Source organism: Pedobacter sp., from assembly GCF_035317785.1.
GTDB lineage: Bacteria > Bacteroidota > Bacteroidia > Sphingobacteriales > Sphingobacteriaceae > Pedobacter.
Genome location: NZ_DATHGC010000104.1, coordinates 24,185 through 31,465, shown reverse-complemented (window position 1 = coordinate 31,465; position 7,281 = coordinate 24,185). Strand labels below are relative to the sequence as shown.

At 45.7% G+C, this 7,281-nt stretch carries 9 protein-coding genes; 4 read left to right on the top strand and 5 right to left on the bottom strand.

Annotation, left to right across the window (positions count from 1 at the left end):
• The 3 genes from VK541_RS06390 to VK541_RS06380 all read left to right on the top strand — a co-directional run.
• Nucleotides 1-577 (top strand): WcaF family extracellular polysaccharide biosynthesis acetyltransferase (locus VK541_RS06390; protein WP_324368060.1); only part of this gene is annotated, 577 nt, incomplete at its 5' end.
• Between the two features lie 60 nt (nucleotides 578-637).
• Nucleotides 638-1,861 (top strand): TCR/Tet family MFS transporter, encoded by a 1,224-nt coding sequence (locus VK541_RS06385; RefSeq protein ID WP_324368058.1) that lies wholly within the window; start codon nucleotides 638-640, stop codon nucleotides 1,859-1,861.
• A 9-nt stretch (nucleotides 1,862-1,870) separates the two neighbouring features.
• Nucleotides 1,871-2,566, top strand: a complete 696-nt coding sequence (locus tag VK541_RS06380; protein WP_324368056.1) for an FkbM family methyltransferase — start codon at nucleotides 1,871-1,873, stop codon at nucleotides 2,564-2,566.
• On the opposite strand, the gene obgE is transcribed toward VK541_RS06380, so the two are convergent.
• From obgE to VK541_RS06365, 3 genes are all read right to left on the bottom strand, one after another.
• A complete protein-coding gene (obgE, locus tag VK541_RS06375; RefSeq protein ID WP_324368054.1) occupies nucleotides 2,563-3,567 on the bottom strand; it encodes a GTPase ObgE in 1,005 nt (334 codons plus the stop codon). The two genes, VK541_RS06380 and obgE, sit on opposite strands and share 4 nt — an antisense overlap.
• A gap of 7 nt (nucleotides 3,568-3,574) precedes the next feature.
• Nucleotides 3,575-4,144, bottom strand: coding sequence for an adenylate kinase (locus tag VK541_RS06370; protein ID WP_324368052.1), 570 nt, complete (start codon nucleotides 4,142-4,144; stop codon nucleotides 3,575-3,577).
• 92 nt (nucleotides 4,145-4,236) lie between these two features.
• Nucleotides 4,237-5,052: a phytanoyl-CoA dioxygenase family protein gene (locus tag VK541_RS06365; protein WP_324368050.1), complete on the bottom strand. Its 816-nt coding sequence runs from the start codon at nucleotides 5,050-5,052 to the stop codon at nucleotides 4,237-4,239.
• A 146-nt stretch (nucleotides 5,053-5,198) separates the two neighbouring features.
• Between VK541_RS06365 and VK541_RS06360 the strand changes: the two genes are divergently transcribed.
• The gene (locus tag VK541_RS06360) at nucleotides 5,199-6,062 is read left to right on the top strand and encodes an AraC family transcriptional regulator (RefSeq protein ID WP_324368048.1); all 864 of its coding nucleotides are present in this window, start codon (nucleotides 5,199-5,201) and stop codon (nucleotides 6,060-6,062) included.
• Nucleotides 6,063-6,065: 3 nt separating this feature from the next.
• On the opposite strand, the gene VK541_RS06355 is transcribed toward VK541_RS06360, so the two are convergent.
• Entirely contained in the window at nucleotides 6,066-6,704 is a 639-nt protein-coding gene (locus VK541_RS06355) for a peptidylprolyl isomerase (protein ID WP_324368046.1), read from the bottom strand.
• A gap of 37 nt (nucleotides 6,705-6,741) precedes the next feature.
• Entirely contained in the window at nucleotides 6,742-7,182 is a 441-nt protein-coding gene (locus VK541_RS06350; protein WP_324368044.1) for an SRPBCC domain-containing protein, read from the bottom strand.
• Between the last annotated feature and the right edge of the window lie 99 nt (nucleotides 7,183-7,281).

The window sequence follows — 7,281 nt, the reverse complement described above, 5'->3', positions numbered from 1 at the left end:
GCCATTTCTGTTTATACCTGGACAAACCACCATGCACACCACCCGGCTAAAAAAGAATTTTGATAAGAAAGACTTTCAAACAGGGGCCTCCATATTTAAACAGGCGTCCTGGTATTTGATCAGTTTATTGCTATTCCGCAGCGGCGTGATTCCATTTAGCAGTTTACTGGTTATCCTGTTGAGGTGCTTTGGCGCTCAAATAGGAAAAAATGTAAGGATCAAACCCCATATCTATATAAAATACCCCTGGAAACTAACCATTGGAGACCATTCCTGGCTAGCCGATTGCTACATAGAGAACCTCAATCATGTTCATATAGGAGCTCACGTCTGCATCTCTCAGCGAGCCATGCTTTTAACCGGCAACCATGATTACCGATCGCCGGAATTCGACCTCATCACAAAACCCATTCTTATTGAAAACGGTGCCTGGATATGCGCCAACTCGACAGTAGGACCCGGCGTACGGGCAGGAACCGGGTCTGTTTTGATCGCCGGCTCAGTAGCCACGACCGATTTGGCATCAAATGCCATTTATCGGGGCAATCCGGCCCGGGTAAAACGCAAGCGATATTAAAATTTCAGAAGGTAAAGCAAAAGTTTTACCTTGCGTTCCGGTAAACATTTTATTTTTTATATGGCAGCTCCCCGTAAAGCCGCGTTAGGCTTCATCTTTATCACTCTACTCATCGACGTAATGGGCTGGGGCCTGATCATTCCCGTAATGGCAGACCTGATCGCCCAGTTAAAAGGCATACCCGTCAACCAGGCCAGCACCTACGGTGCCCTGTTGCTTTCTGTCTTTGCGATCACCCAGTTCCTGTTTTCGTCGGTGATCGGAAATCTGAGTGATAAATTTGGCCGCAGGCCGGTATTGCTGTCCTCGCTGCTCGGTTTTGGGATTGATTACATCATACTGGCCCTGGCCCCAACCTACGGCTGGCTGTTTATAGGAAGAATTATTGCCGGCATTACCGGCGCCAGTTTTACGACAGCAACAGCCTACATCGCCGATGTCAGCACGGACGAAACAACCAGGGCCAAAAACTTTGGATTGATCGGCGCAGCTTTCGGGCTTGGCTTCGTACTCGGTCCCGCGCTGGGTGCATTACTTGCTACCTGGGGCATCAGGGCACCCTTTTATGCTGCTGCTGCACTTTGTCTGCTCAACTGCATTTTCGGATATTTCTTTTTACCCGAGTCTTTAAGCAAAGAAAATCGCCGGTCATTCGAATGGAAGCGTGCAAATCCCTTTGGTTCCCTCAAATTCCTGACCCGTCACCCGGAAATCGGCGGGCTTGCCCTTGGTTTTTTCCTGATCTATCTTGGGGCACAGGCCGTACAAGGCAACTGGAATTTCTTTACGATCTACCGCTTTAACTGGAGTGAGAAAATGGTCGGCATTTCCCTTGCGGTTGTCGGCGTACTGGTGGGTGCCGTGCAGGCAGGGCTGACCCGGGTCATCAACCCGAAAATCGGAAATGAAAAAAGTATTTATTTAGGTCTGTCCCTATATGCACTTGGCTTAATCCTGTTTGCATTCGCCACCGAAGGCTGGATGATGTTTGCATTTTTGATCCCCTATTGCCTGGGTGGTATATGTGGCCCTTCGCTGCAGTCCATTATATCCGGACATGTCCCTTCAAATCAACAGGGCGAACTGCAGGGCGCACTCACGAGTTTGATGAGCCTCACCACAATCATAGGCCCGCTGATCATGAACAGCACATTTGCATATTTCACCTCTGATAAGGCCCCGTTTTACCTGCCGGGAATACATTTTCTGATCGGCGCGGCATGCATGCTGATGAGCATTTTCATTACCTACAGAGTATTGAGCCAGGAAAAAAAGACATTGTAAATCTGTTCCATGGGCTTAAGAAGAATTTTAAAAAACATTCAGGATCACAAAAAACACAATTCAGATTACCTGAACATTTCCTATTCCCAGGAAGGCGAGGATTTAATTCTCAGCAGAATTTTTGAAGATAAGAAATATGGTTTTTTTGTTGATGTAGGCGCACTTCATCCGCAGCGCTTTTCAAATACCTATAAGTTCTACCAAGCGGGCTGGAAAGGAATCAACATCGACGCGATGCCGGGGAGCATGAAACTGTTTAAAGAAATCCGGCCCTTAGATATCAATCTGGAAATTCCAATAGCTGACCATGCCGGATTATTGGATTATTACATATTTAACGAGCCCGCATTAAATACTTTATCCAAAGAAGTCGCCGTTGAGCACAGCCAGGTGGAAGGATATTTCATTAAGGAGGTCATCCGTATAGAAACCAACACACTCGAAGCGATACTGGATCAGTATCTGCCCGATGGTCAGGTGATAGATTTTTTAACCATTGATGCAGAAGGGCTTGATTTTCAAATCCTGAAATCAAATAACTGGTCAAAATACAAACCAGACATTGTCTTAATTGAAAACTACCTGACCCTCAAAAAAATGACGGGTTCAGAGATAGACAGCTATTTGAATAGCAAAGGATATGAGATGTGTGCAAAAACAGTAAATACTTATTTTTACAACCGCATCGAAGACGTACAGCCTTAAACTGGCGCGTTAATCGCTAACCACAGCATATCTTTGAGTTCGACCATGCCCTTTTGGGCAACAGATGAAATAAAGATGGACGGGATATTTGCAGGAAGCTCTTTTTTCATTTCAGCCACCAGTTCCTCATCCAGCAGATCAGATTTGGTAATGGCCAGTAAATGCGGTTTCTGCATAAGCTCGGAGTTGTAATCTTTCAGCTCAGCCTTCAATATTTCGTATTCTTCAGTAACACTCCGGTGGGTATCCGCAGGTACCATAAACAGCAGTACAGAATTGCGCTCTATATGCCTCAAAAACCTGAATCCTAATCCTTTGCCCTTAGAGGCGCCCTCAATAATTCCCGGAATGTCGGCCATTACAAACGACTTGCTGTCGCGATAGGAAACAATGCCCAGGTTAGGAACTAACGTAGTGAAAGGATAATCAGCGATTTCGGGTTTCGCGGCAGAAAGTACAGACAGCAATGTGGATTTACCGGCATTTGGAAAACCGACCAGCCCGACATCAGCAAGTACTTTTAATTCCAGCACCATCCATTCTTCCTTACCCAGCTCACCCGGCTGCGCAAATCGTGGTGTCTGCAATGTTGGAGTTTTAAAATGCCAGTTGCCCAGCCCGCCCCTGCCGCCAGGAGTCAGTATCTTCGTTTCCCCATCCTTAGTGATTTCAAACAGGACATTGCCTGTTTCAGCGTCCTTTGCAATGGTGCCCAAAGGCACATCCAGGATCTCATCTTTACCTGACTTACCGGTAGAGGTTCCGCTGGAACCCGGCAGGCCGTCCGGCGCTATAATGTGCTTGCGGTATTTCAGATGCAGTAAGGTCCAGAACTGCGCATTACCCCTCAGGATAATGTGTCCGCCCCTGCCGCCATCACCACCGTCAGGGCCGCCTGTAGCAGTCCTGATGTCACGGTGCAAATGCGCCGATCCTGCCCCTCCTTTACCGGAGCGGCAGCAAATTTTAACATAATCAACAAAATTTGAACCCTGCGACATAATCTGATTAGTACTGGTCTACAACAGCACACAGATCAGTAAAAATATCTTCTATCTTACCGATACCGTTTACCTTACTCAACTTGCCCTGACCTTCATAGTATGGCAAAACATGAACAGTTTTGCTAAAATATTCCTCAATTCTTTTTTGCAGCTTATCTGCCTGATCGTCCATGCGGCCTGTTTCCAGCTGACGCTGGGCAATCCGCTTGGTCAGTTCATCCTGATCGACATCCAGTGCAATTACACCGGCTATCGAAGTACCTTTGCCTTCCAGGAATTCATCCAGCGCCTCAGCCTGAGGTACAGTCCTTGGAAATCCGTCAAAGATAAAACCTTTAGCCTGCGGGTTCTTATCCACTTCTTCTTCCAGCATCTCAATGGTTATTCCATCAGGTACCAATTGTCCCTCAGCAATTAAAGCACTTACTTTTTGACCCAATGGAGATTGATTTTTGATATGGGCCCTGAAAAGGTCGCCGGTTGATATGTGAACCAATTGATACTTATCAATCAATTTCTCTGATTGGGTGCCTTTGCCTGCACCCGGTGGGCCAAAGAGAACAAAATTCAGCATTCGGGTTATCTTTAAGTGTAAAAGATCCTGTGTCATCTGACCAGGATCCAAATCTAATTCGAGGCAGCAAATATAGGATTTTAATTGAGCATTTAAAGCACCAGCGGATTAATTGCCGAAGCCGCAGGTTCTCCAACCGGCGTATTCATCAGCCAGCGTTCGCGGTCATTTACCTGCCAGGTATTTTTAGGATCGGCCACATTTGCGCCGTCAGCCATATAAATGACGGTCATTACCTCCCGCATCACACCGGATTTATTGCCCGGGGCACTGTGAATGGTATTGCCATAATGCCAGGTGGCATCACCTGCCTTCATCGTAGCAGAACGAGCTATCGGGAAATTGTTTCCCTTCACATAGCTTTCATATTCCTGTTCAGACTCATCAGATATTTCATAGTCAAATACCACCCCTTTTTTATGAGATCCTGTGGCAAAGGTCAGCATCCCCATGTCCACATCGATATCCACCAAAGGCATCCACATGGTTACTGTATTGGCAGTATCCAGCGGCCAGTAATACTGGTCCTGGTGCCATGGAGTCGGACCTCCGTAAGGTTCCTTAAATAAAGCCTGATCATGGTAGATCCGGACATTCTCCACACCAAGCAGATCAGCGGCGATACCGCCCATCCGTTTCGCCAGCGTATATTGCTTTACCGCTTCGTCTACCTCCCATAAATTCATGACCTGCAAAAAAGCTTTTCCATAGGTGTCCCGTTCCTCCAGATCCCGCTTTTCGGTGTTGAATTGCCGGGCAGCCGTGTTGATCACTTCGCGATAAATCATCATTTCTTCCGCATCAAGTACACCGGGGGTGAGTATATGACCATTTTCACGGAATGCCGCACATTGTGCTGGAGTGATTGGATAACGTGTGTTCAGTTCAGGTAATTTGATTGTTGACATAGCTAAACGTTTAGGGTTTATAATCGGTTAAGCGAAATAAGGATTAAAAGGCAATTCTCAAAAGGAAGAAATTGGTATTTTAATGGCTTTTTTTATCCATTTATCAGCCACAAGGATTAACTTTATGAAAATATGAACTAATCAGCATGGCAAAAGCATCATTCGAGGCACTCAATCCCTACACCACCCATTCTTTTTTGCTTCGCCAATTCAGCGAATTTACAGCACCATATCACTTTCATCCGGAATATGAACTTACCCTGATTGTAAAAGGCAAAGGTAACCGGTATGTAGGCAATCATATGGCAGCATACGATGATAGCGACTTGGTGTTGCTCGGTTCCAATTTGCCGCATTGCTGGAAAAACGAACCATTAACAGCGGAGGACGATAACGTGTCAGCTGTGGTGATCCAGTTTGCTCCCGATTTCCTGGGCAATGATTTCCTGGGCAAACCTGAACTTTCACTGATTGCCCACCTCCTTCAAAAAAGCATGCACGGCATTCAGTTCACCGGGAAAACAGCAGGAGCCATCCACGAACGGATGCTCGCGCTGACACTTGAAGAAAATTCCTTTAAAAGATTATTGGGTCTTCTGGATATACTTTATGCGCTGGCCACATCAAAAGACTATACACTGCTGGATCAGCAGGGCCTGAGTTCCCAGGCTTCCGGCGCCAGATCGGAAAGGATCAATACCGTGCTTGGCTATATTATAGACAACTATAAGAACGAGATCTTGCTGGATGAAGCCGCGGCACTGGTCAGCATGACCCCAAATGCTTTTTGCAAATATTATAAAAAGACGACCAAAAAGACCTTCATAGAAACAGTTACCGACTACCGGGTCAATTATGCCATACAACAGCTCATTTATTCCGACAGGTCCATCTCCGACATTTGTTTTGATAACGGATTTGGAGATCTCTCCCATTTCTATAAACTATTCAAAAGGAAAATGAAACTAAGCCCTTTAAAATACAGGAAAGAATTCAGAAAAGACCTCTGAACACTATTTCCTGATCACTTTGACATTGAATATTACCGGTGTCAATGGCACATCGTCCTTGTTGGCGGCCACTGAATTGATGGCATCGGCAACCTCCATCCCTTCCACGATCTCGCCGAATATGGTATAGTCCTGGTCCAGATAAGGAATGCCACCTATGGTCTTATATACTTCGCGCTGCGCTGCCGGAATCTTCCTGTTCTTTTTCTTTTCGGCTGCATCCAGCTGCGCATCTGTCTGTACTTTACCGGCTACCAGGTAGATCTGGGAAAAATAGGAGCTCTTGTCCGGATTGTCATCCCTCCCGGCACCCAGAGCTCCTTTTTTATGGAAAAGTGTTGGTTTCAACTCTGCAGGGAAGCGCTTCACACCCAGTTCCGGATGCCGTTTTTCCCTGTTCAGAATGGTCTCATCGAGTTCTCCGCCCTGGCTCACAAAATCTTTGATGACCCGGTTGAACTCCGCATTTTTATAAACTCCCTTTTTTACAGCCTTCAGAAACATATCCCTGTGCTTTGGGGTTTCGTCATACAGCATCACCTTAATATTGCCTTTGCCGGTTTCGAAAAGGACATGTATAGATTGTGCACCCAGCACAAGCGTACAAAACAACAGGTAAAGCAACAGCAAGGCTTTTTTCATCTCAGGTTTTTTTCCGTACTAAGATAAAAAAACAGGTTTACTTTTTCTCTGCAAGTTCCTTAACTATTTCCATAGACCGTGGCCAGGTCTTATCAAAATAATCTGCAAATTCTTCTGTAATATCCAGCTCTGTCAGCCATTCGGTCTTACCGTCTTTTTCTGTCAGCGTATAGTTTTCAGTGGATCCGGCCCATTCTTTGACCCTGTCACTGGTCGTATCTTCTTTGCCATTTATGATTTCACCGAGATGTCTGATCGACAAAAACTCATACGGGATATTCTCCGCAATTTCGGCTACCATACCTGAGCCTTTTCCATCTCCGAATATTGCCCGGCTTCCTTTCTTCCAATCGGTCTCTACATTTGAACCTTCTGCAAAGACAGCAGTCCAGATTGGATAGGTATCTTCACCGATAATTACATTCCATACTCTTTCACGGGGAGCATCAATGGTGATTCTGAATTCTTTCTTTTTCATGGCTTTAGGATTTAATGATTAAATAAACATTCGTCTATACAAATATGGGTATCCTAATTAAGACAAAACAGGTGCCAGTACGACAAATTAAGGGGCTGT

Bases quoted from the DNA above. Each gene is read 5' to 3' on its own strand.
- VK541_RS06370 (WP_324368052.1), bottom strand. From the start codon at position 4,144: ATGCTGAATTTTGTTCTCTTTGGCCCACCGGGTGCAGGCAAAGGCACC.
- VK541_RS06360 (WP_324368048.1), top strand. From the start codon at position 5,199: ATGGCAAAAGCATCATTCGAGGCACTCAATCCCTACACCACCCATTCT.
- VK541_RS06350 (WP_324368044.1), bottom strand. From the start codon at position 7,182: ATGAAAAAGAAAGAATTCAGAATCACCATTGATGCTCCCCGTGAAAGA.
- VK541_RS06380 (WP_324368056.1), top strand. From the start codon at position 1,871: ATGGGCTTAAGAAGAATTTTAAAAAACATTCAGGATCACAAAAAACAC.
- VK541_RS06385 (WP_324368058.1), top strand. From the start codon at position 638: ATGGCAGCTCCCCGTAAAGCCGCGTTAGGCTTCATCTTTATCACTCTA.
- obgE (WP_324368054.1), bottom strand. From the start codon at position 3,567: ATGTCGCAGGGTTCAAATTTTGTTGATTATGTTAAAATTTGCTGCCGC.
- VK541_RS06365 (WP_324368050.1), bottom strand. From the start codon at position 5,052: ATGTCAACAATCAAATTACCTGAACTGAACACACGTTATCCAATCACT.
- VK541_RS06355 (WP_324368046.1), bottom strand. From the start codon at position 6,704: ATGAAAAAAGCCTTGCTGTTGCTTTACCTGTTGTTTTGTACGCTTGTG.